The sequence below is a fragment of the Bacillus pfraonensis genome (genome assembly GCF_050768835.1).
In the GTDB taxonomy this organism is placed as follows: Bacteria; Bacillota; Bacilli; order Bacillales; family Bacillaceae_G; genus Bacillus_A; species Bacillus_A pfraonensis.
Map to the genome: position 1 here is coordinate 87,826 of NZ_JAHCDO010000009.1, position 20,095 is coordinate 107,920.

The following is a 20,095-nucleotide window of genomic DNA, read 5'->3' on the forward strand; positions in this document are numbered from 1 at the left end:
TCATGAAACTCTAAATAAGAGAAATAATAGTAAAATAACACTTGTATTTCACCAAATAAAATATGGCATAATCATTTTGTCGCAAAATAGATAGAAAAGTAAGGGTATATAAAAGGAGAAAATGAATGAGTTTTGCTATTGAAGTAATGATTGAAGCACCAATTGAAGTTGTTTTTGATTATGTAAAAGATGATGAAAAAGTAAAAGAATGGAATGCATTTTTAATCGAAAATCATTATCCGTCCGAGCGAGTGAAAGAAAATCCACGTGTAGGAGATACATTTATTTCTATACAGAAACTAGGAAAGAAAGTATATGAAGCGGAAGTGGAATTTCTAGAGTATGAACCTCCGTATATCATTACTCTCGGTGGTGAGACGAAGCAAGGATATTCTACGACAACATATGTATTAGAAGAAGAGGAAGAAGGGACACTTCTTACATTAATTTTGGAGTATGCACCTAGTAATCTATTTTATCGCATTTTATATAAGTTAACAGGCTGGATGTCACGTGCGGTATATGCGGAACAACTTGAGCATTTAGCAGAATGTGTAGAATCTACATACAATAAAGGAAAATCAATATAAAAAGTAAGGGGATCTGCAACACATATAGCAGATCTTTTTGTATATATTGTGAATAACGAACCATCACGTTTGACTGTACAGTTTATGTATTGTATGATGTTCTTAACATAAATGGGGAGGGAAAAATCGTTGGGAAGGTGTATCGAATCGGACAGTTGGCTCACTTGGCTCACGTATCGAAACGAACGATTGATTATTATACGAATCTAGGTATCTTAAAAGCGGAGCGATCTCAATCTAATTATCGCTATTACGACGAAACAGCATTTGAAACATTACAATTTATTGAGAAATGCAAGGAAATGCATATGCCGCTTTGTGAGATTAAAGAGAGGATCGAGGAGAGAAAGAAGCTGCTCGGTATCAATGAACACGTTTCGAAACAAGTGAATGAAGTGACAAACCATATCCATCAATTAGAAGCAGAGTTAACACAGTTGAAACCTCTGTTAGATGGGTTAACAGATTCACAACGTGAGAAAATATCGAAATCTTTATCTGGTCAAACGACAGCTTTAATACAAACTCTAGTACTATTGTTATAGTTAAAGTTGGATCCGACTCTTTTAATTTCTGTATAGCGCTATGTTTTCTAGAGAAACAGAGAATAAGAAAACATTATAAGTATACAGGAGGTGAACACCTTAGTTTTTTAACTAAGGGGATTCATTGGAAATATTTAATTTAGTCATGGTTGCGATTTTAATCGCATTTACTGGATTTTTCGTAGCAGCAGAGTTTGCGATTGTTAAGGTACGTTCAAGTCGCATAGATCAGCTTGTTTCGGAAGGAAAACGCGGTGCGTTAGCAGCAAAAAAGGTAACAACAAATTTAGATGAATATTTATCTGCTTGTCAGTTAGGAATTACAGTTACAGCAATGGGACTTGGTTGGTTAGGTGAACCGACAATAGAAAAGCTATTGCATCCATTATTTGAGAAATGGAACTTAAACCCTTCTATTTCACAAGTATTGACTTTCGGCCTTGCATTTATGACAATGACGTATTTGCACGTTGTAGTAGGAGAATTAGCACCGAAAACAATGGCAATTCAAAAGGCTGAAAGAGTAACTTTATTATTTGCTGGACCTTTAATGATGTTCTATAAAGTGATGTATCCGTTTATTTGGATACTAAATGGTTCGGCGCGTGTCATAACTGGCTTATTCGGTTTGAAACCAGCTTCTGAACATGAAGTGGCCCACTCTGAAGAAGAATTACGCCTTATTCTTTCAGAAAGCTATGAAAGTGGAGAAATTAATCAAGCTGAATATAAGTATGTGAATAATATCTTTGAATTTGATAACCGCATTGCGAAAGAGATTATGGTACCACGAACAGAAATCGTTGGTTTTTATCTCGAAGATTCAGTAGAAGAACACATGAAAATTATCCAAAGTGAACGATACACACGTTATCCAATCTTTGGAGAAGATAAAGATGATATTATCGGTATGGTCAACGTAAAAGACTTCTTTATTCGATATATGAAAGGCGATACAAAAGATTTATCATCTATTCGCACGTATATGCGTCCAATTATTGAAGTGATGGAAACAACTCCAATCCATGATTTACTTCTACAAATGCAGAAAAAACGAATTCCAATGGCTGTTTTATATGATGAGTACGGAGGGACAGCCGGAATTGTAACGCTTGAAGATATATTAGAAGAAATCGTTGGCGAGATTCGTGATGAATACGATGAAGATGAACATCCACCAATCCAACATGTAAATGAACATCACAAAATTGTTGATGGGAAAGTGTTGATTACAGAAGTAAAAGATTTATTTGGTTTACACATCGAGGAAGAAGATGTGGATACAATTGGCGGATGGATTATGATGCAGAACCATGAAATTGAAGAAGGACAATGTGTGGAAGCCGAGGGATATGAATTTAAAGTTCTTGAAAAAGATGCATACCAAATTAAACGCGTTGAAATTCGGAAGATTGATCATCAACAAGAAAAAGCAGCAACTGTGTAAGTTGCTGCTTTCTCTTTAGCTATAGGAAAACTTGAAATAAGGAGCGGATATTTTGATTGAAGTTGCGTTACGAGTATACAAACTACAGTTATATATGATTTTTAGTGGTTTACTACTTTTATGGACGATAACGCCTTTTTCAAAGCAAGTGACTGGATTTGGAATCGGATTAGCAGTCAGTGCATACTGCCTTTGGCTATTAGCAAGGCGAGTTGAAAAGATCGGAAGAAGTATTGTATTAAAACAACGTGCGCCAGGACTTGGGATTTTAAATCGTTTTGCAGCTGCGATATTGGGTGCAATCATTATGTATGAAATTGAACATGAAATGGAAATGTGGGCATTTGGTACAGGCATTTTAGGTGGGCACTTTTTAATGATTGCAAATTTAGCGTATGCGAATATGCAGTTAGCAAGAGAAGAAGAGGAAAAAAGGAAAAAGAGTGCACAGGACTCAAAATAAGAAGATAAAAGGGAACCGAAAACGGTTCTTTTTTATCTTCTTATTTTTTATTTTTCATGAAAAAATAAAAAAAATTAGAAAACCCATCGCTTTCTCAAGGTTATATATGTTATTATGACAAAAGACTTTTTGAAAGAGGTGGATGCAAATGTTACAAGCGCTACTTATTTTTGTACTTCAAATTATTTATGTTCCCGTGTTAACAATCCGGACGATTTTGCTTGTAAAGAACCAAACAAGATCCGCTGCTGGTGTCGGATTACTAGAGGGTGCAATCTATATTGTAAGTTTAGGAATTGTGTTTCAAGATTTATCAAATTGGATGAATATTGTAGCCTATGTTATTGGCTTTAGTGCCGGACTTTTATTAGGTGGTTATATAGAAAATAAATTGGCAATTGGGTATATTACATACCAAGTTAGTTTACTAGATCGTTGTAATGAGTTAGTAGATGAATTAAGACACTCTGGGTTTGGTGTAACTGTATTTGAGGGAGAAGGGATTAATTCGATTCGTTACCGTTTAGATATCGTTGCGAAGCGCTCTCGTGAGAAAGAGCTTTTGGAAATTATTAATCGCATTGCACCGAAAGCATTTATGTCTTCTTATGAAATTCGTTCTTTCAAAGGCGGCTATTTAACAAAAGCGATGAAAAAACGAGCATTAATGAAGAAGAACGATCATGCTTCATAAGAAAGAAGCGAATGAATTCTCATTTTGAGAATCATATCTATATAATGTTATACATTTTATAAAAAAGAAAAGGATAGATGCAAGCAGAGTGAATCTGAGTGATCTATCCTTTTTTTGTGCGTTATAACTGCAATAGTGTGTAGTAGGAAAAGGTGATTTGTTGATATAATGGTATAAATATGATAGTTGTTTCACACTATTTCAGAAATAGCTGGGAATTGCATATACAGAAGTGTATAAATATGAAAAATGAATGGGAGGATATTTCTGAAATCTGTAAATTACTTTATTTGCACATATTGATAGATTTTGAATATGAGGAGGAAAAACGTGTATAAATTACCGTTAGGCATACAAATACCAGGTCAAATTGATTACCCAAAGGGGTATGATTACGACACTATACAACAAAATCGTGCGCAGGCGAACATTGTAGAAGGCTACAAGATGAGAGCAATTGAAGGCGAAAAATTTCAGTATTTTACAGAAATCAATATTGATGCTGATAAAGTTTGGCGCTTGTTTGAGACATTAGTCAATATAATGTTTAAAGAAGGGATAGCCTATGGATTTGTAGGAATGAAAGGTGAAGAGCCATCTTTCAGTTCTTTTACCAAATCTGACCGAATCATGAATCTCTTTGAGGAATATAAATTTGAACTGATAAATGATGGATTTCTTCAATTTGGAATCGCGGTCGAAGATGGTACATCCTATAATGAGATTTTTGTGACAAACTTTAAAACCTTTCAAGTATGGAGTGAAAACAAAAATGATGTTTTAGATGCATTAAATCAATTGGATCTAAAGGAGTATAAAGACTTGAATTTCATTTATGATTTTCCGGTAACGTCAAAAGCACTATCTCCACAAAAATATCCTGGAAGCCGACACTACACAGAGGTTTTGGAAGAATTAGAAAAAGCCTTTTCTCTCATAGTATGATAAAAATGTTTTAAATAAAGGTGTTTATAAAAGAAAAAAGTACATCACTCTAGAGAAATGATGTACCAAAATATAATGTGTAGCACTTTATTTTTCCGTTAAGGCGAGTCGAATTCCTAAAATAGCAAAGATTCCTATTTTAGATAGGTTCACTCCTTTTGCGATTTTAGGATTCTTTAAGAACTTATTTGCAATGGTGCCAGAGAGGAATGAAATCATTGAAAATACAATGATTGCTTGTAGCATAAATAATATGCCTAGAGTGATCATTTGCATTGGTACTTCCCCGGCACTCGGGGTTATGAATTGAGGTAAGAAGGCTAAAAAGAAAAGAGAGACTTTAGGATTTAATATATTCATCAAAATCCCTTTACGATAGAGAGCGCCGTAATTTAATGAAACAGCAGCGTGTTCTCCAATTCCTTCATTACGTTCTTTAAATGCTTGCCAAGCAAGATATAGTAAATAGATTGCTCCTGCATATTTTAAAATTTGAAAGGCAATTGTAGAATGATACAAAATTGCGGAAATCCCAAGAGCAGCAGCTAATGTGTGTACCGTTATACCAGTGCATAGTCCCAGTGCGGTCATAATACCAGCTTTTTTACCTTGGCTCATGCTTTGGGCAAGAACAAATAAAATGTCAGGCCCTGGTATTAATGTTAAGAGCATAGCCGCAAAGACAAAAGCAATTACATTTGAAAAATCCATACATCCACCCCTTTGGAAAATTTTCCTTATTTTATCATGGATTACATCGTTTGTAATGTTATAAGTATACTCTGTTGTTTGATTAAAACGGCAAACTTTATAGATGCCTCTGAGAAAATGTGACATATGATATATTGTAAATGAACTAAATATTTCTGGAAAAATGTTTTTCCCCTGTTAAGTGCAGAGAAACATATTATAAGTAACGGCTAAAAGTTGAGCTTAAGGACTTGATGATTGTGTGTTCCTAGAGCTTTGTAAAGGGGTTTTTTACTATTTTATTATCATAAATAGTTTAAAATTATCAGATAATACTAGATATTTTAGTCTATTAATTATTATAATAGATTATGAGATGGGTTATAATTGAGACAGAAAAGATGTATTCCTAGGTGGGGCCTAGGTGGCGCAGTTCTTTTTGTGGCATAGAAGCCAAAAGTGCCTAGTCTTTTTTGCCAATATAGGGGATGGAGAGATTATCATGAGCAACATGCAGAAGAAAACAGACGTTATCTTAATTGGTGCCGGAGTTATGAGTGCGACTTTGGGGTCATTATTGAAAGAGTTAGCACCTGAATGGGAAATCAAGGTGTTTGAGAAACTGGCAGATGCAGGAGAAGAAAGCTCAAACGAATGGAATAATGCAGGTACAGGTCATGCTGCACTGTGTGAGCTTAACTATACATCTGAAAAATCTGACGGATCTATAGATGTTAGCAAAGCTATAAAAATTAATGAACAGTTCCAGCTTTCAAGACAATTTTGGTCTTATCTTGTAAACAGCAATCTGATTCGTAATCCGCAGGACTTTATTATGCCAATACCTCATATGAGTATGGTACAAGGGGAAAAAAATGTTACGTTTTTGAAAAAACGTTTTGAAGCGCTTTCAAATAATCCGCTGTTTCAGGGGATGGAATTTTCAGATGACCCTGAAAAACTGAAGGAGTGGATTCCACTTATCATGGAAGGCCGTACATCAAATGAGGCGATAGCGGCAACAAAAATTGACTCTGGAACGGATGTCAACTTTGGAGCTTTAACACGCATGTTGTTTGACCACTTACAGAGTAAAAACGTCGAAATAAACTACAAGCATAGCGTCCAGGATATTAAACGTACTAGCGACGGATCTTGGGAAGTGAAAGTGCATGATATCAATAGTGGTAAAATCGAATACCATACTGCAAAATTCGTCTTTATCGGCGGTGGGGGCGGAAGTCTGCCTTTACTACAAAAAACCGGTATTCCTGAGTCGAAACATATTGGAGGGTTCCCGGTAAGCGGATTATTTATGGTATGTAATAATCCTGAAGTTGCAGAGCGGCATCATGCAAAAGTATACGGTAAAGCTAAAGTTGGCGCTCCTCCAATGTCTGTTCCGCATCTTGATACAAGATATATGAACAACAAAAAAACATTGTTGTTTGGACCGTTTGCTGGCTTCTCACCAAAGTTCTTAAAAACAGGTTCAAATTTGGATTTGATAGGTTCCGTAAAACCGAATAATGTCCTCACTATGTTGGCGGCAGGCGTAAAAGAGATGGCGTTGACAAAATATCTGATCCAGCAAGTGATGTTATCGAATGAAAAGCGTATGGAAGAATTACGTGAATTTATTCCGAATGCTAAAAGCGAGGATTGGGATATAGTGGTAGCGGGTCAACGCGTGCAAGTAATTAAAGATACTGATGCCGGCGGTAAAGGAACACTTCAATTTGGTACGGAAGTTGTTAGTGCTGCTGATGGCTCAATCGCTGCATTGCTTGGTGCTTCTCCGGGGGCTTCTACTGCCGTTCATGTTATGCTTGAAGTATTAGAAAAATGCTTCCCAGAGCATATGACAGAGTGGGAACTGAAAATAAAAGAAATGATCCCTTCTTATGGCGTGTCACTAGCGGAAAACCCAGAGTTTTTCCAAGAAATTCATGCTTTAACAGGGGAAACGCTTGGTTTAAGTAAAAAAGAACTGGCTTATAGTTAAATTATTGGGGTATAGAAACAAAGCTATGTAAGGCCATTAAACAGTTCAATAAAAAAGAAAATCAACTATACAAAAGAGGCTGTCTCCAAAAGATCGTTTTTAGCGATTTTTTGGGGCAGCCTCTTCATATGATTCTAAATAATATTTAAAAAGCTAAATCCATACATCGCAGCAACTGTAAAAATGATTGTCCATACTGCTAGACTGATCGTCATCCAACTTATGACGTGTGTCCGGTTCGATCCAAATGTTAAGGCTAATACGGCTGCAATATCAGTTCCTACAAGAATTGGAGCTAACAGAGCCAACCCTGGAATACCATATCGTTCCCATATTCGCCTTGATCGAGTTTCTTTTTTAGAAGGTGTTGTTATACCTTTTTTTAATTTTCTTGCTGCTTGCCATTTTGTGTACTGCTTAAAGAAGAAGCCGAGTAATAAAACCAAGATAAGATTCCCTGCAAATGCTGTCACTCCTACTGCAAATGGCTGTAATCCCCATGCAATACCGAGTGGTACAACGATTGATACATCCATCCATGGAGCAAAGGCTAGTAAAAATAAGACCACATATTGCCATAATTCACCTGCATTTTGAGCCCATTCTAACATATTGTTCCCCCTGTTTTGTTCAGATTAAATACGATGGAAAATCAGAATAGTAGTTAACCAATAGACAATGTATTGACCTAATCCTAGTAATCCTATGCATATTAAAGGAATAAGAATATTATGAGAAAAGAGGAAGCAAACTCCTGCTGTTATTGGAAGTGCAAAGCTATAGTAAATATACACATTCCTACAAGCCTTATAGGTCACCCATTGTTGACCTTCATCTATTTCACGAAATTCGGATGGGATAAATCCAAATAATTTAATTTTATCATCAGGATTCTTCCGATTATAATGCTTTGTAAGAACGAACCACAAAAAAGTAAACATTACCAAAATCCCAAAACACAATCTAGCTATAACGACTTGTGTATCCATAAGAGAAAATAGTAAAAATGCAATGATCAATACAAATAAGCTCGTACCTATAAGTGGAGACCTCAAAATATGTTTCATCAAAAATATTCATTCCTTTCCTGTTAAATAAAAAATATCTTCTACAGTAACTTGAAACGCAGTAGCTATTTTTAACGCCATCGTAACAGATGGGGAATAATCACCTTTTTCAATTAACCCAATTGTCTGTCTTGTCACGCCAACGGCATCGGCTAAATCTTGCTGAGTCCACCTAAATCGTGCCCGTAATTCTCTAACTCTGTTTCCAAGCATTATAATTTCCCTTCCCTCATTACTAATATTGTAAATTATTGTTTACAAAATGTAAATAATTATTTGCATTTTGTAATAAATAATTGCTTGAGAAACATAAAAAAACACCATCTATAACTAAAATGGTGTTGTTTCGTTTATCTAGCTTTTAAAATTGAATAGTTTTATCCGTTAAGAAGATAGAGGATTAAAAAATACGATGAAGAATTAGAGTAGATAATGCAAAAAATAGAAAGAGGGGAAAAGATGAATTTAAAATTAGTAGATGTAACGGAAGAAAATTTCTTTGAAATTATTAATTTAAAATCAGATGAAATCCAAGAGAAATACATTCAAATATATGAAAGATGGGTTGGTTCCAATGCTTTCTTTCTTGCAGCTTGCCAAACGTTTGGGTTTACTCCGAAAGCTATATATGATAATGACGTTTTAATAGGTTTTGCTACGTATGGGTTTAGAAATGAAACGAAGCAATATGAGTTAATTAGTATGATGCTTGGCCATCAATATCAAGGATTAGGGTATGGGGTTCCTATTTTAAAAGCAGTAATAGATAGTATGGTTCAGACATATAAATGTGAAGAAATATTCTTATCGGTTATTCACGATAATGAACGCGCAAAGCGGATCTATGAAAAAGTGGGTTTTAGGCCAACAGGAGAGATTGAAGAGGGACATCATCCAGAATTTGTTTACTGTTTAAAACTAAAAAACTATGTAAATGTATAAATTTGTATTATTGAATCAAAAGCACCGTCCTATAAACTGGACGGTGCTTTTCATCGTATTATATATGCTTATAATCCTGTATTCATAATTTCTTTTTCTTGTTTTTGTTCCATATTTTTTAACATATGAAGCAAAATAAATCCTGTAACACCCATTGCGCCTAAAATTAACCAAGGTGTATATGTCTCTTGCAACTGTGATGTAAACCATGTTCCAGTGTAGTTACCGATTGTAAATCCAATAGCGAGTGAAAGCTGATAAACTCCAAAATATGTGGCCGTATAAGATTCATGACTATAATTTGCAATTGCAATGTCAGCATTAGGTAATACAAGTGTTTCACCAATTGTAAATAAAATGACACAACCAAACAGCCAATATGGGTGTGGGAACAAAGGAATCATCAAAAAAGAAAGCCCCATGAATAGCACACCACATTTTACAATCGAAAGTGTGTTGTATTTATGAAATATTTTTCGAAATACAATCATAAATAAAACGCCTGTAATTGCATTCACTGTAATAACGAGACCACCTACCTTTTCACTATGACTTATGTTGGTCATGTGAAGGGGGAGAGCGACAGTGAGCTGAGTAAACATGATGTAAAAGAAAATCATGATAAATGAAAATGAAAGAAATTGTTTGTTTTTAAACACGACTTTTAACCCAGATAAGAGCTGTACATTTTCAGTAGAAACTTGGAAGTGGGATCTAAGAAGATAAAAAATAATTGCAAAGAATAGCATAAGAAGTCCAGTCAGTATAAATGGATACAAAGGATTCCACATGAGTAATAAGCTGCCAGCAATTGGGCCGATAATCGCACCGCTGTTAAAAGCAAGATTTAAGTATGTAAATAAATCTTTTCGGATGTGAGCAGGCTGCGAACCGAAGATAGCACGAGCAGCTGGTTCATAAAACGCAGTACCAAATCCAATAAATGAAGCGGAAATTGAAATCGTATGAAACTCTGAAAATATTCCTAAACAAATAAAGCCAATGCCTCTTAATAATAAACCAGATATCATCATAATCATGTATCCAAATTTATCGGCAATGATACCAGAAAATAAAGGGATTACTCGTGATGTAATCGTCATAATGGTTAAAATGGTCCCTACTTGCACAGCGGAAAAGTGTAAAAAACTCGATAAATAGATGGCGAGGAAAGCGTATACAGCAAAGTATCCAAATGCCATGAAAAATGACGAACTGAGTATAACGCGTATCGATATTGAAAAGTTTTTCATAGATTCTCCTTTCTATAATGTAACCAGTAAAAGTTTTTAATGGTTAACTCTTTTATATTATTATTATACATAAAGTCAGAAAAAAGTAAATTTTAGAAAGATGGTGAATGGATTTGAGTCAGAGTCAAGGGGCGCCGGGACAATTAGAAATCGTAAGAGAGTTTTTAAATACATGGAGAATTCCAAATGACACAAGAAAGCAGGTAGATGAGCTTAATACAATAGATGATGTACTTCGATTTATGAGAAACCATTTTAGTGAGGAATTTTCTTTTGGTACGTTGGATGAGCTGAAGCAATTTAGAGATGACGTTCGTTTCGTGATTGAGGAGAAAGGAACACTACAGAAATGGTTTGAAAAATATCCATTTGGCGTATGTGTGACGGAAAATATGGAGTTTATTACATATGAACCAATTGGGGGACGGAATTTCTATACGATGATGTTACAAATTATTTTGACTGCGATTGAACAAAAGAGGTGGAATCGGTTGAAAGCATGTCCAGATTGCCGCTGGGTCTTTTATGATCATTCTCGTAACGGAAGTAAGCGCTGGTGTGGGATGTATGCAGGGAGTAAAGAGGGAAGAGCTTGTGGTACGATTGCGAAAGTGAAAAATTACCGGGAGAAGAGAAAAGGAAGATCGAGTTACACGATGTAAACTTTAGAGGGAAATGTGAATTGAGGGAATGTTGTTTAACTTGATGAGTAAGAAAGAAGTTGGAAGATGTACAAGCGGTGCTGTATAAAAGAAAATTAAGCATATACATAAATGAACTTATTCAAGCGGGATTTATAATTGAAAGAGCAGAAGGGGGAGCCATCTAGTGATTGTAATGAACAACAGATGGGATTTTATCTCGCACTAACGGCCCGATTGGTGAGGGCTGATTAAAGTTTCACTTTATGTGAGTTGTTGTTCTTTGGATAAAGTAAGAAGAGCGCCAACGACTTTAATTGTTAAATCAAGAAAATAAGTTTTTGTGCAAAAGAGAAAGTGTAACAGAAAAAAGCTTTGCAGTAATAGCAAAGCTTTTTTCATGTTCCGTCATACTGTACGTATAAATGATCTTACATAGGTAAGAATTTCACTTCATCTTTTCGGCTGAAAAATATGTTGAAAAAAGTATTTGTGATGTAAACTATCTACAATTTTGTTTGCTTGATACGTACGTTGTTGTTCCAATCGAATACGTTGCTCCATCATTTTCATTTCATGATCTGATAAACGTAACATTGTACGAGTCTCCTTTTCTATAAATATAGGTTTCTAATGACAACGATTCCACATACTTTATAGTTAAGGAGGGATACTGTGTATCATAGGTAAAAAGCACCTTCCCTCTCCCATTACGCTTACGAGGTTAGCTGTCGGACTCGGGAAGTGAGAGTTTCCCTACTTAAAAAAGATTCGCCCCAAGTAGCGTAGGCTACGTAAATGGTTCCCCCGTTCCAAAAAATTGGATTCAGCAAAAGGTTTTATAAAAAATAAGATAACATAACTTGTTAGAAAAGTCAAATTATTTTGCGTTTTCTGTCCTTTTCAACTGTGTAAGAACGAGTCCGTCAGGTAAAATAATATCTGTTACTTCAATGAATCCGTGTTTTTTATATAGAGACAGTGCAGGGATGTTTGCTTTCCCTGTTTGTACAATATATTTCTTTGTATCAGGGGATATGCTAAATAAATGAAGGAGTAACTTTGTTGCAATTCCTCTATGAAAATAGTCAGGAGATATAACTAGGCGATGGATATCAATAATAGCCCCTTTATTTATAAAAGAAATAAAGCCTATTAGTTTATTTTCAAAGAAGTAGCCATAAAAGGTTTCATTACAATTTTGGATGTCTTCTATCGTATCATATAAACGTGGGATTGCTGTGCTGTTCATGTACTTTGCTTCAACTTGATAAGCAGGGATTTGAATCGCTAAAATAGCTGATGCTACTTTAATAGAAGTAGGTGGAATTTTACGAATCATTATCTAATCTCCTTTTTGTATGTTAAATTTTATCTTAAAATAAGAAAAAATATGTATTAAATATTGATATAATTGTTATTTAAGGTGAGATAAAAAATATATTTATATAACATTAATCGCTTTGAAATTTGACAAATTTTAGCTCCCTTGGATACAATGTATGTACATAAATTTCGTGATATGATAGTAACTCTCCTGTTATGAGTGGTTGTCATTCAATGAGAAATTATAAAGTGCCAGTAATGAACTAAGGGTGTGTATAACTTTTCTATTGAATCATAAATTTACATCTTAATAGAAGAGAAGACCTAAAAATGAGATGGATCGTGCTATAACAGATAAGAAATTTCTCTTTCCAAGTTTGGTAATATTATTTTTAGCTTATTCGGTACATTATTTAGAGAAGGGTGACTAGCATTACAAGGTGTAGTTGTATCGTTTGTAGTTAAAGCTGCAAATGAATAGAAATATATTACTGATTGTTTCATAAAGCCCTTTTCAAGGGCTTTTCATACTTAGAGAGGTGGTATATTTGGAGAAAGTCAATTTACGAAAAAGAGATAAGCTGAAAAAGTTTTTTAAAGAACAAAATTATTTAGCAGTGCTACTTGGATTTGCCTTACTGTTTGTGAATATATTATTACTAACAAAAATTTCGTTTGTATTTACACCCTTCATTGTCTTTTTAAAAACAATCTTTTTTCCAGTGTTGTTAGCTGGGGTACTATTTTATATTTTACATCCATTGGTTTCGCTTTTAGAAAGAAAAGGTGTTTCTAGAATCATTTCCATTGCTTCTATATACATACTTGTAATGGGGTTGTTTGTTTTTCTTGTTGTAACAGTGATTCCGATTATTAAAGATCAAGTAAATGCGTTAATAGATAACTTGCCATATTTCGGTCATGAAATTGAAAGGGCAGCACGTAAATTTGGGGAAAGTAATATAATTGGAAAGATTCAAGATAGCTTAAATATTGATGTAGGTAGTATCGTGAAAGATTCTACAATGAACTTTACAAATTCGCTATCATCAGTGACTGGGAATGTAACTGGATTCTTAAGTACACTTACAGAAGTCGTGCTTACATTTGTAATGGTACCTTTTATATTATTCTATCTTTTAAAAGACGGAGAGCAATTACCGAAGTACTTTTTAAGGATTATTTCAGAACAAAGAAGGCCTTCAGCTAAGCTTATATTAGATGATATGCATTACGCCATTAGCTCATATATTAGAGGGCAAATTATTGTTAGTTTGTTTATTGGGATTATGTTATTAATCGGTTATTTCATTATTGGGATTAAATATGCGGTCTTACTTGCTATTTTAGCGATGATTGTAAACGTAGTACCTTATGTAGGACCGATTATTGCGATTACACCGGCTTTAATCATTGCCTTTATTGATTCACCAGCCATGATTCTAAAAGTTATTATTGTGATGATGATTGTACAATTGGCAGAAGGGAAGTTTATTTCACCACAAGTCATGGGGAAAAAATTAGACATTCATCCAATTACCATTATCTTTATTATTTTAACAGCAGGGAATCTGTTTGGAATTATGGGAGTTATCTTAGCGATTCCGGGATATGCGATATTAAAAGTGCTTGTTACACATGGGTATAGATTTATTAAACTGAACTCTTAAAAAGAGGAGCTAAAACAGAATGTGTTTGTTTTAGCTCTTTTTCATTTTCCGATTCATATTTTTGTAAAAAATAAATTAAACAGAAAATTTATGTTTATTAGAAAAATAAACGTGGTAAAATGTAAGAAATAAACAAAAGCAATGATGGAGAATAGTACATGTTCGGAATTTTACAGAGAGCTGATGGTTGGTGGAAATCAGTAAGGGATGAATATGGAATGGACTCTGGAGCTTCTAGCTGAAATGAGTAGGCTAAGACGATTTGCTTCGCGTTAAAGAAGCATCAAGTGAGCTATGACTAATAGTTAATTAAGGTGGTACCGCGGGAGTCCCTCGTCCTTTTCTAGGATGAGGGACTCTTTTAATTGTAGAAAGGAGGAGTTAGTGTGAGTGAGAAAATCATGTTAACAGGAATTAAGCCAACTGGTCACCCGCATTTAGGAAATTATATAGGAGCGATTAAACCAGCATTAAACATGTCTAAAAAGAAAGACGGAAAAGCCCTATACTTTATAGCGGATTATCATGCGTTAAATGCCGTACAAGACCCTAATCTATTTTGTGATTATACAAAAGAGGTAGCTGCAACATGGTTATCGTTAGGACTTGGAGAAGATATTATCTTTTATCGACAAACTGAAGTCCCGGAAATTTTAGAATTGGCATGGATTTTGGCTTGTCTGACTCCAAAAGGACTTATGAATCGCGCTCATGCATATAAAGCAAAGATAGAACAAAATAAAGAAATAAGTGTTGATATTGATACAGGTGTCAATATGGGATTATATACGTACCCAATATTAATGGCTGCTGACATATTATTATTTCAGTCTAGTCATGTACCCGTTGGAAAAGATCAAATTCAACATATTGAAATCGCTCGTGATATTGCTATGTATTTTAATCATACTTTTGGAGAGACATTTACACTCCCAGAGTATGTAGTGCAAGAAGAGGGGGCTATTTTACCAGGACTTGATGGACGAAAGATGAGTAAAAGTTATGGAAATGTCATTCCGCTATTTGCAGAACCTGAAAAGCTTAAAAAGTTAATTTTTAAAATTAAAACGGATTCTTCATCACCTCATGAACCGAAAGAACCTGAGACGTTATTTATGATATATAGGGAATTTGCCACAGAGGAAGAAACAAAAAGTTTGCGAGAGCAGTACAGAACAGGCATTGGCTGGGGAGAGGTAAAGAAAGAACTATTTCGTGTTGTAAACCGAGAATTAGAAGAACCAAGAGAAAAATATGAGAGATATATGAATGAGCCTCACTTGTTGTATGAGGCTTTAGAAAAAGGTGCGAAGCGTGTGAGGGAAATAGCGAAGGTGAATTTAGCTGAAATTAAAAAGAGGATTGGATATGAGAGGGAACGATAAGCGTTCCCTTATTTTTCTGTTTTCATTGCAATCGATTGCTGAAATTGATCAATAATCATTTTAGGTACAGCGCCAATATTATGTGAGAGTGTATGCAATGAGAAAAAACGCAATCCTTTTGATTCAGTACGGTCACATTGCAACTCACCTTCATAATTTTGGCAAATATAAACTGCCATGACACCAAATACTTGATCGCCGTTTGGGTATATTTGAAACAAGTTTGGTCCTGAAAAGGTGTGAAAGAGTTCTAAATCTTTTACAATAAGTCCTGTTTCTTCAAATGCTTCTCGTTTTGCAGCTTCTTCTAATGTTTCTCCATATTCAAGAGCGCCACCAATAATGCCCCACATATTGAAATCAGTGCGAAGCTGAAGTAATATTTCATTTTGTTTATTTAAAACGATTACGTGTGAACCAGTTATGATAAGCGGATGGTTCCCTACAAGTTTTCGTATGTCTTCGATATATCCCATTTTCATTTTCTCCTTTAGAATTAACAATACTTCGGTAATTCCCTTAACATTTTTTCAGCTCGATTTGCTACAGAAGTAAGGTTAGGGTCTGTTTTTGTTCTGAAAAACAAGGTGCGTAAAAAAGTTTTTACATTTGCACATAATATAAAGTATTCATGACAAGAAAGTCTAATTTTTAACTGTGTTAAACGTTTTATTTTTTTATAGATAATCGAAAAAAGTTGATCCCTTGGAAAGTCATAATAAAGCATAGATAAGAGGGGAGTTACAATTCGTTCATCTTCATTATTATGATATACGGTAGAATAAATGAAGATTTTATTTAATAAGCAATGAGCAATCTCTTCATAACAGGAACAGGTAATATGCGCACTGTGTACCAGTTCGTTAAAAGCATCGGATACATGGGCAACGCTATGAGCCCAGCCTTTATCTTGTACATAGCCACGATAATCCATTTCAAGATTCGTATATGTAATAAGCTTTTCTTTTACGTTTTGCACAGTTTCTTGTAATAAGAACGAGTGAGAATTATCGAACTGTATAATTAGTCCTATTAATAAAGTGGTATAAGAACGAGTGAAAACTCCATCTGTATTGGGAGAGGAGATTTCTTGATATAAGTAATCGTCACTTAGACAGGTTGTTAACAAAGTTTCTAAGTTATCATGGGATAGAAATTCATTTTGAATAAAATGTGCAAAACTTTTATATATTAATTGATTACGTACATAGCTATCGGTCGTTCCAATATGCCCAATCATATGGGAACTTAACTCATTAAGATCGATGTTCTGCATCTGTGTATAGTCATTTTGCTGAATGAGCTCCAATTGTTGTTGCAATGTGGTGATATCCAAAGCTCCTCCTCCTCTATGCTTTCGTAATGCATTGTTTCCTAGTATTCTATATATTCAAAGACAATCCTGCTCATGCAAGGATAAATCATAACCTCTCTCGAAGTAGTCAACAGGGGGGCGCTGCTTATGTTAAAACAAAATCTTCAACATATGATTGTACTATACCCAGCTGTGTTATTTGATGGGTGGCATATTGAAAATGTATCGGAGCGCAGAGAAGGAGAGAAATGGGAAACACTTTGGTTTCAAGTTTTTACACCAACAGGAGTGTTTCGGGTAAAAGAATTTTTTCTAGATATTATGGAACCAACATTTCCTGATAGCTGCATTTATCAAGCGCAAGGTGAATGTTTTCAGTATAATCATCTTGTATATTGGAGGGGATTAAATTATAAAGGGAAAGTCAGTTATGTCACCTCTAAATGGAAAACGCAGGTTGAAATTTCGATTGATGAAGGATTCGTGCAGCAACAAGAAATGGAGCAGTTTTTAGAAGGTTTCCAGCCATTAGATCTAGAAAAAGCAAAAAAACATGTAAATAAGCCGTTTCATCAATTAAGTTTTCAAGCAAGAGTACAAATTGACGGTGAAATAAGTAGATGCAGTAAGTGGTATTCACCAAATGAAGTGCAATTTGAATCGTTACCAATTACAACACTAGATGATTGGCGGCTTGAATCGGTTGGTTTTAGAGATGACGAAATACAATATGTGTACTGGGATAAAAAGAATCAACTATATGCACTTTGGGCGTGTCGTCATGTAAAGCGTAATTATTATCCAGTATCTTCGTGGACTCAAAATTATAGCCCAATGCAAATGATTAATGGATTAGAATTTTATAACCATCCTCAGCGTGGCACCGTTGTATATCAAGATTTAGGTGACGAGCAGATTGCCTACGTATTTCGTGGTACTCCATGTACAATATTCGCAAAAGTACAAGAAATCTTTTCTTAATTTCAAAGAATAGACAAAAGAATGTCATAAATATAGTCACGACAGGACCCATGCATTTGTAATAAAATAAAATAGAGTATTGCTTTATTTAATGGATTATACAGAGAAAGTATTGGTGAAATTATGACACAACAAAAAAACTGGTTACAAGCAAGTGTAGAACGAAATCAAGATAATAAGTTACATATAGTATGGGAAGATGGAATAGGAGAAGTTACTATTTATTGGAGTACTTCATCAGAACATATTGAAGAAAATGGACAATTGTTATTAAACGCTACTAAAGCAGCTTCATGTACAATAGAAGATCCTAGCCCTAACGTACGTCCTTATTTCCGATTAGTAGCAAGTAATGGACAAGCAGTTACTGTAGCTGAGCGTCGTTTGCCATTACAAGGAGCGTTTAATTTCCGCGATTTAGGTGGCTATGAAACAAGTGATGGCCATAAAGTAAAGTGGGGGAAATTATATCGTTCAGAAGAATTAGCAGGATTAACAGACTGGGATATTGCTTATTTACAACAGTCTGGTTTAAAACTAATCTGTGATTATCGAACAGATTTCGAAGTGACGCATAAACCAAATCCGAGCATTGCTGGTGCTCGCCAAGTTTGTTTGCCAGTTATGCAAGATATAGCGAAAGATTTAAATATTAATGAGTTTTTCCAAGTGGGGGATTTATCAATGCTTGGAAAACCAGGTGAGTATTTAGTAAAAATGAATAAAGGTTTTGTAGATGGGAATGAGGCATTTTTACGTTTTCTACAACTAGCTCAAAATCCGGAAAATTTACCTTTAGTGAACCATTGTACAGCCGGAAAAGATCGAACAGGATTTGGTTCAGCACTATTATTACTTCTTCTTGGTGTTTCAGAAGAAACGGTTATGCAAGACTATTTGTTAAGTAATGGATTCCGTGAAAAGTTAAATCAAAAAATGATGGCCTTTTTAGGTGCGAAGCTGCAAAATGAGGAAAGTAAAGAAATATTAGGAGCTATGTTTGAAGCTCGTGCGGAGTATTTACAAGCAGCAATTGATGAAATTACACGCACATTTGGCAGTATTGAAAACTATGCTGAAAAAGGACTTGGTTTTACAAAAGACCAGTTAGAAAATATGAAGACATTGTTATTAGAAGAGAAGTAATCAAACAATCCTGTATTATGTCAGTAATACAGGATTGTTTTTATTAATCAGCAGATGCGTAATGGAGGAAGTTATGAAATACAAAGTTATATTCTTCGATGTGGATGATACATTATTAGATTTCAGTATGTCAGAAAAAAATGCACTACATAAAGCTTTTATAAAATTTGGATTACCTACGGGACTAGTAGATTATAAAAACAGCTATAAAGAGATTAGTAAAGTATTATGGAGAGATTTAGAACAGGGAACTACTACTGTATCAGAATTGGGTGTAGAACGATTTAGAAGGTTGTTTTTAGAACATAACTTAGAGATTGACGCGGCTACATTTAACAGTGTGTATCTTACATACTTAGGAAAAGAAGTACATCTTGTACCGGGAGCTGTAGAATTGTGCAGCAGTCTTACTGGGTGCAGGCTAGCTATTATAACAAATGGATTTACTGATGTGCAAAAAAACAGAATAGAGGAATCTCCTCTTTGTAATACCTTTGAGCATCTTATCATTTCAGAAGAAGCTGGGTTTCAGAAGCCGGACCAAGGTGTTTTTGAATATGCATTTTCTAAGTTGAAGATTACTGATAAAACGGAAGTGTTAATTGTAGGAGATTCTTTAACTTCTGATATCCAAGGAGGAATAAATTACGGGATTGATACTTGTTGGTTTAATCCAAATGGTAAGGAAAATCATATAGGTATTCAACCAACATATGAAATTCGTGAGTTAACTGAGATTATAAGGATTGTAGGAGAGAAGGAGAACTGAGGGGACTTGAATAAATATTTGTTGATTAGATAGGAATTACTTTTAACAATACGTGTAACTCTTATAAAAATCCCTCTCTATAAATAGGAGGGATTTTTTGAATTTCATCAATGAAAGCATTCAATGCTTTCGCAACGTTATGCGCGAGTTGTAAAGAAGGATTATACCTTCCTTTCTCTACGAATGAAGGTTATATATTTAGTTAAAATTCAGAAAAATGA

The 20,095-nt window shown here is 34.7% G+C and carries 23 protein-coding genes, 1 pseudogene, 1 riboswitch and 1 other annotated feature; of the genes and pseudogenes, 15 read left to right on the top strand and 9 right to left on the bottom strand.

Annotated features, from left to right (window positions below):
- Positions 1-125 precede the first annotated feature (125 nt).
- From KFD70_RS10325 to KFD70_RS10350, 6 genes are all read left to right on the top strand, one after another.
- Positions 126-590 carry an SRPBCC domain-containing protein gene (locus tag KFD70_RS10325; RefSeq protein ID WP_336452370.1) on the top strand — a complete coding sequence of 155 codons (465 nt, stop codon included), beginning with the start codon at positions 126-128 and terminating at the stop codon, positions 588-590.
- A 137-nt stretch (positions 591-727) separates the two neighbouring features.
- Positions 728-1,135 (top strand): MerR family transcriptional regulator, encoded by a 408-nt coding sequence (locus KFD70_RS10330; protein WP_336452369.1) that lies wholly within the window; start codon positions 728-730, stop codon positions 1,133-1,135.
- Positions 1,136-1,259: 124 nt separating this feature from the next.
- A complete protein-coding gene (locus tag KFD70_RS10335; RefSeq protein ID WP_336452368.1) occupies positions 1,260-2,582 on the top strand; it encodes a hemolysin family protein in 1,323 nt (440 codons plus the stop codon).
- 52 nt (positions 2,583-2,634) lie between these two features.
- Positions 2,635-3,045, top strand: coding sequence for an ATP synthase subunit I (locus KFD70_RS10340; protein ID WP_336452367.1), 411 nt, complete (start codon positions 2,635-2,637; stop codon positions 3,043-3,045).
- 148 nt (positions 3,046-3,193) lie between these two features.
- Positions 3,194-3,739: a DUF2179 domain-containing protein gene (locus KFD70_RS10345; RefSeq protein WP_017151696.1), complete on the top strand. Its 546-nt coding sequence runs from the start codon at positions 3,194-3,196 to the stop codon at positions 3,737-3,739.
- Between the two features lie 330 nt (positions 3,740-4,069).
- Positions 4,070-4,684, top strand: coding sequence for a hypothetical protein (locus KFD70_RS10350; protein WP_431613179.1), 615 nt, complete (start codon positions 4,070-4,072; stop codon positions 4,682-4,684).
- An 87-nt stretch (positions 4,685-4,771) separates the two neighbouring features.
- Here KFD70_RS10350 and KFD70_RS10355 read toward each other — a convergent pair whose 3' ends face one another.
- Positions 4,772-5,395 (bottom strand): LysE family translocator, encoded by a 624-nt coding sequence (locus KFD70_RS10355; protein WP_336452365.1) that lies wholly within the window; start codon positions 5,393-5,395, stop codon positions 4,772-4,774.
- Positions 5,396-5,876: 481 nt separating this feature from the next.
- Between KFD70_RS10355 and KFD70_RS10360 the strand changes: the two genes are divergently transcribed.
- Positions 5,877-7,379 carry a malate:quinone oxidoreductase gene (locus tag KFD70_RS10360; RefSeq protein ID WP_336452364.1) on the top strand — a complete coding sequence of 501 codons (1,503 nt, stop codon included), beginning with the start codon at positions 5,877-5,879 and terminating at the stop codon, positions 7,377-7,379.
- 134 nt (positions 7,380-7,513) lie between these two features.
- Here the strand turns inward: KFD70_RS10360 and KFD70_RS10365 are convergent, their stop codons facing one another.
- Genes KFD70_RS10365 through KFD70_RS10375 form a run of 3 tightly spaced genes read right to left on the bottom strand, consistent with a single transcriptional unit; the run spans position 7,514 to position 8,662 of the window.
- Entirely contained in the window at positions 7,514-7,990 is a 477-nt protein-coding gene (locus KFD70_RS10365) for a small multi-drug export protein (protein ID WP_336452363.1), read from the bottom strand.
- A gap of 24 nt (positions 7,991-8,014) precedes the next feature.
- On the bottom strand, positions 8,015-8,449 hold the full coding sequence (locus KFD70_RS10370; RefSeq protein ID WP_241816588.1) for a hypothetical protein: 435 nt from the start codon (positions 8,447-8,449) through the stop codon (positions 8,015-8,017).
- A gap of 6 nt (positions 8,450-8,455) precedes the next feature.
- On the bottom strand, positions 8,456-8,662 hold the full coding sequence (locus tag KFD70_RS10375) for a helix-turn-helix transcriptional regulator (RefSeq protein ID WP_336452362.1): 207 nt from the start codon (positions 8,660-8,662) through the stop codon (positions 8,456-8,458).
- Between the two features lie 243 nt (positions 8,663-8,905).
- On the opposite strand from KFD70_RS10375, the gene KFD70_RS10380 reads away from it, so the two are divergent.
- Positions 8,906-9,388, top strand: coding sequence for a GNAT family N-acetyltransferase (locus KFD70_RS10380; RefSeq protein WP_336452361.1), 483 nt, complete (start codon positions 8,906-8,908; stop codon positions 9,386-9,388).
- Between the two features lie 68 nt (positions 9,389-9,456).
- Here KFD70_RS10380 and KFD70_RS10385 read toward each other — a convergent pair whose 3' ends face one another.
- Positions 9,457-10,641 (bottom strand): MDR family MFS transporter, encoded by a 1,185-nt coding sequence (locus KFD70_RS10385; RefSeq protein ID WP_336452360.1) that lies wholly within the window; start codon positions 10,639-10,641, stop codon positions 9,457-9,459.
- Positions 10,642-10,748: 107 nt separating this feature from the next.
- On the opposite strand from KFD70_RS10385, the gene KFD70_RS10390 reads away from it, so the two are divergent.
- Both KFD70_RS10390 and KFD70_RS10395 read left to right on the top strand, forming a co-directional pair.
- Positions 10,749-11,303 (top strand): CGNR zinc finger domain-containing protein, encoded by a 555-nt coding sequence (locus KFD70_RS10390; protein ID WP_336452359.1) that lies wholly within the window; start codon positions 10,749-10,751, stop codon positions 11,301-11,303.
- A 56-nt stretch (positions 11,304-11,359) separates the two neighbouring features.
- Positions 11,360-11,455, top strand: a pseudogene (locus KFD70_RS10395) (SAM-dependent methyltransferase); the annotation flags it as partial.
- Positions 11,456-11,735: 280 nt separating this feature from the next.
- Here KFD70_RS10395 and KFD70_RS10400 read toward each other — a convergent pair.
- Together KFD70_RS10400 and KFD70_RS10405 are read right to left on the bottom strand one after the other, a co-directional pair.
- Entirely contained in the window at positions 11,736-11,879 is a 144-nt protein-coding gene (locus KFD70_RS10400) for a hypothetical protein (protein ID WP_017151706.1), read from the bottom strand.
- 100 nt (positions 11,880-11,979) lie between these two features.
- Positions 11,980-12,124, bottom strand: a riboswitch (cyclic di-AMP (ydaO/yuaA leader).
- A gap of 38 nt (positions 12,125-12,162) precedes the next feature.
- Positions 12,163-12,624 (bottom strand): GNAT family N-acetyltransferase, encoded by a 462-nt coding sequence (locus KFD70_RS10405; RefSeq protein ID WP_336452358.1) that lies wholly within the window; start codon positions 12,622-12,624, stop codon positions 12,163-12,165.
- 532 nt (positions 12,625-13,156) lie between these two features.
- Here KFD70_RS10405 and KFD70_RS10410 point away from each other — a divergent pair.
- Together KFD70_RS10410 and KFD70_RS10415 are read left to right on the top strand one after the other, a co-directional pair.
- Complete coding sequence (locus tag KFD70_RS10410; protein ID WP_431613180.1) at positions 13,157-14,278, top strand: AI-2E family transporter; 1,122 nt, start codon at positions 13,157-13,159, stop codon at positions 14,276-14,278.
- A 132-nt stretch (positions 14,279-14,410) separates the two neighbouring features.
- Positions 14,411-14,622, top strand: a binding site (T-box leader).
- A 42-nt stretch (positions 14,623-14,664) separates the two neighbouring features.
- A complete protein-coding gene (locus tag KFD70_RS10415; RefSeq protein ID WP_336452356.1) occupies positions 14,665-15,663 on the top strand; it encodes a tryptophan--tRNA ligase in 999 nt (332 codons plus the stop codon).
- Positions 15,664-15,671: 8 nt separating this feature from the next.
- Here the strand turns inward: KFD70_RS10415 and KFD70_RS10420 are convergent, their stop codons facing one another.
- The gene (locus KFD70_RS10420; RefSeq protein WP_336452355.1) at positions 15,672-16,139 is read right to left on the bottom strand and encodes an NUDIX hydrolase; all 468 of its coding nucleotides are present in this window, start codon (positions 16,137-16,139) and stop codon (positions 15,672-15,674) included.
- Positions 16,140-16,159: 20 nt separating this feature from the next.
- A complete protein-coding gene (locus KFD70_RS10425; RefSeq protein WP_336452354.1) occupies positions 16,160-16,999 on the bottom strand; it encodes a DUF2785 domain-containing protein in 840 nt (279 codons plus the stop codon).
- A 126-nt stretch (positions 17,000-17,125) separates the two neighbouring features.
- Here KFD70_RS10425 and KFD70_RS10430 point away from each other — a divergent pair, with 126 nt between their 5' ends.
- The 3 genes from KFD70_RS10430 to KFD70_RS10440 all read left to right on the top strand — a co-directional run bounded on the left by KFD70_RS10430 (position 17,126) and on the right by KFD70_RS10440 (position 19,874).
- Positions 17,126-17,959, top strand: coding sequence for a hypothetical protein (locus KFD70_RS10430; protein ID WP_431613181.1), 834 nt, complete (start codon positions 17,126-17,128; stop codon positions 17,957-17,959).
- Positions 17,960-18,082: 123 nt separating this feature from the next.
- A complete protein-coding gene (locus tag KFD70_RS10435; RefSeq protein ID WP_336452352.1) occupies positions 18,083-19,105 on the top strand; it encodes a tyrosine-protein phosphatase in 1,023 nt (340 codons plus the stop codon).
- A 73-nt stretch (positions 19,106-19,178) separates the two neighbouring features.
- On the top strand, positions 19,179-19,874 hold the full coding sequence (locus tag KFD70_RS10440; RefSeq protein ID WP_336452351.1) for a YjjG family noncanonical pyrimidine nucleotidase: 696 nt from the start codon (positions 19,179-19,181) through the stop codon (positions 19,872-19,874).
- Positions 19,875-20,095 lie beyond the last annotated feature (221 nt).

What these genes read in the sequence shown, in the direction of transcription:
- KFD70_RS10400 (WP_017151706.1), bottom strand. Translation starts at nt 11,879, where the DNA reads ATGTTACGTTTATCAGATCATGAAATGAAAATGATGGAGCAACGTATT.
- KFD70_RS10345 (WP_017151696.1), top strand. Translation starts at nt 3,194, where the DNA reads ATGTTACAAGCGCTACTTATTTTTGTACTTCAAATTATTTATGTTCCC.
- KFD70_RS10420 (WP_336452355.1), bottom strand. Translation starts at nt 16,139, where the DNA reads ATGGGATATATCGAAGACATACGAAAACTTGTAGGGAACCATCCGCTT.
- KFD70_RS10430 (WP_431613181.1), top strand. Translation starts at nt 17,126, where the DNA reads ATGTTAAAACAAAATCTTCAACATATGATTGTACTATACCCAGCTGTG.
- KFD70_RS10325 (WP_336452370.1), top strand. Translation starts at nt 126, where the DNA reads ATGAGTTTTGCTATTGAAGTAATGATTGAAGCACCAATTGAAGTTGTT.
- KFD70_RS10405 (WP_336452358.1), bottom strand. Translation starts at nt 12,624, where the DNA reads ATGATTCGTAAAATTCCACCTACTTCTATTAAAGTAGCATCAGCTATT.
- KFD70_RS10390 (WP_336452359.1), top strand. Translation starts at nt 10,749, where the DNA reads ATGGATTTGAGTCAGAGTCAAGGGGCGCCGGGACAATTAGAAATCGTA.
- KFD70_RS10435 (WP_336452352.1), top strand. Translation starts at nt 18,083, where the DNA reads ATGACACAACAAAAAAACTGGTTACAAGCAAGTGTAGAACGAAATCAA.
- KFD70_RS10365 (WP_336452363.1), bottom strand. Translation starts at nt 7,990, where the DNA reads ATGTTAGAATGGGCTCAAAATGCAGGTGAATTATGGCAATATGTGGTC.
- KFD70_RS10355 (WP_336452365.1), bottom strand. Translation starts at nt 5,395, where the DNA reads ATGGATTTTTCAAATGTAATTGCTTTTGTCTTTGCGGCTATGCTCTTA.
- KFD70_RS10360 (WP_336452364.1), top strand. Translation starts at nt 5,877, where the DNA reads ATGAGCAACATGCAGAAGAAAACAGACGTTATCTTAATTGGTGCCGGA.
- KFD70_RS10385 (WP_336452360.1), bottom strand. Translation starts at nt 10,641, where the DNA reads ATGAAAAACTTTTCAATATCGATACGCGTTATACTCAGTTCGTCATTT.
- KFD70_RS10380 (WP_336452361.1), top strand. Translation starts at nt 8,906, where the DNA reads ATGAATTTAAAATTAGTAGATGTAACGGAAGAAAATTTCTTTGAAATT.
- KFD70_RS10440 (WP_336452351.1), top strand. Translation starts at nt 19,179, where the DNA reads ATGAAATACAAAGTTATATTCTTCGATGTGGATGATACATTATTAGAT.